The sequence below is a fragment of the Pseudomonas sp. R62 genome (assembly GCF_000257605.1).
GTDB lineage: Bacteria > Pseudomonadota > Gammaproteobacteria > Pseudomonadales > Pseudomonadaceae > Aquipseudomonas > Aquipseudomonas atacamensis.
The window spans coordinates 1,253,012-1,254,902 of record NZ_JH635998.1; the positions used below are offsets into that span (position 1 = coordinate 1,253,012).

Annotated in this window: 2 protein-coding genes; both read right to left on the bottom strand. The window is 59.2% G+C overall.

The window, feature by feature from the left end:
• Positions 1-94: 94 nt before the first annotated feature.
• Positions 95-496, bottom strand: a complete 402-nt coding sequence (rbfA, locus tag OQK_RS07050) for a 30S ribosome-binding factor RbfA (RefSeq protein ID WP_016771753.1) — start codon at positions 494-496, stop codon at positions 95-97.
• Between the two features lie 159 nt (positions 497-655).
• Positions 656-1,891 (bottom strand): translation initiation factor IF-2 (gene infB, locus OQK_RS07055; RefSeq protein ID WP_016771754.1); only part of this gene is annotated, 1,236 nt, incomplete at its 5' end.

Sequence of the window (1,891 nt, forward strand, 5' to 3'; positions counted from 1 at the left end):
CTGCAAGGCAGCGTTGGAGGTGAACCCCAACGGCTTGTCGAGCAGGATGATGCCGCTGACGTTACGACGGATACGTTTGACCTGAGCCACCGAATTACTCCTTGGTGTCTTCAGGTGCTGGAGCGGCAACGTGCTGATTGTCTTCAGCCACGGCGCGCTCGATCAATGCCGACAGGTGCGCGCCACGCACGACAGATTCGTCGTAGTGGAAGTGCAATTGCGGCACGCTGCGCAGCTTCATTTCGCGGGCCAATTGCATACGCAGGAAGCCTGCGGCGGCATTGAGCACCTTGATGCTTTGCGCGATGTCTTCAGCGTTGTCCTGCCCCATCACGGTGATGAAAATCTTCGCATGACCGACGTCACGGGACACTTCCACAGCAGTGATGGTGACCAGGCCGACGCGCGGATCTTTGACTTCGCGACGGATCAGTTGCGCCAGCTCGCGCTGCATCTGATCGCCGATACGTTGGGTACGGCTGTATTCTTTTGCCATGATTTGTTACCTGTTACTGCCCAGCGGTGAAACCCGCAAGGTCTGAAAGCGGCAAACGCCCGGCCTGACAAAAGCCAGACCGGGCGTTGCGTTTAGAGTCCGGACGCTGTGCCGTGCATTTGCATGCGACGACCCATCGTGGCCCTTGAAGTGCGCGAGTCAGAGGCTGCGAGCAACCTGAACCTTCTCGAAGACTTCGATCTTGTCGCCGACTTTGACGTCGTTGTAGCTCTTCACGCCGATACCGCATTCCATGCCGGCACGTACTTCGGAAGCGTCATCCTTGAAGCGGCGCAGGGATTCCAGCTCGCCTTCGAAGATAACGATGTCTTCACGCAGTACACGGATCGGACGGTTACGGTGCACGACACCTTCGATCACCATGCAACCGGCGATCGCGCCAAACTTCGGCGAACGGAACACGTCACGCACTTCGGCCACACCCAGGATGTTCTCGCGAACATCGCTGCCGAGCATGCCGGTCAGGGCTTTCTTGACGTCTTCGATGATGTCGTAGATCACGTTGTAGTAACGCATATCCAGACCTTCCTGCTCGACGATCTTGCGAGCGCCGGCATCGGCACGCACGTTGAAGCCGAACAGTACAGCGTTGGAAGCCAGTGCCAGGTTGGCGTCGGATTCGGTGATACCACCGACACCGCCACCCACGACGCGCACTTGTACTTCGTCGTTGCCCAGGCCATTCAGGGCACCGTTCAACGCTTCCAGCGAACCACGGACGTCGGATTTGAGGACGATGTTGAGCGTCTTCTTCTCGGCCTGACCCATGTTTTCGAAGATGTTTTCCAGCTTGCCGGCGTGAGCGCGAGCCAGTTTGACTTCGCGGAACTTGCCTTGACGGAACAGAGCCACTTCACGGGCTTTCTTCTCGTCGGCAACCACGCTCATCTCGTCGCCAGCGTCCGGGGTACCGTCCAGGCCGAGGATCTCGACAGGGATGGATGGACCGGCTTCCTTGATTGGCTTGCCGTTCTCGTCGAGCATGGCACGTACACGGCCGTAGTTCGAACCGACCAGGACCATGTCGCCTTGACGCAGCGTACCGTCCTGAACCAGCACGGTTGCCACTGGGCCACGACCCTTGTCGAGACGCGATTCAACCACCACACCACGGCCAGGAGCCGACGGAGTAGCTTTCAGTTCGAGAACTTCGGCCTGCAGCAGAACGGCTTCAAGCAGCTCGTCCACGCCAGTACCCATCTTCGCCGAAACCGGAACGAATGGCGTGTCGCCACCCCAGTCTTCGGAAGTCACGCCGTGAACCGACAGCTCGCTGCGGATGCGATCGAGATCGGCGCCCGGCTTGTCGATCTTGTTCACTGCTACCACCAGCGGCACGCCAGCTGCCTGAGCATGCTGAACCGCTTCGATGGT

Coding starts and splice junctions, on each gene's coding strand:
- rbfA (WP_016771753.1), bottom strand. CDS start 496: ATGGCAAAAGAATACAGCCGTACCCAACGTATCGGCGATCAGATGCAG.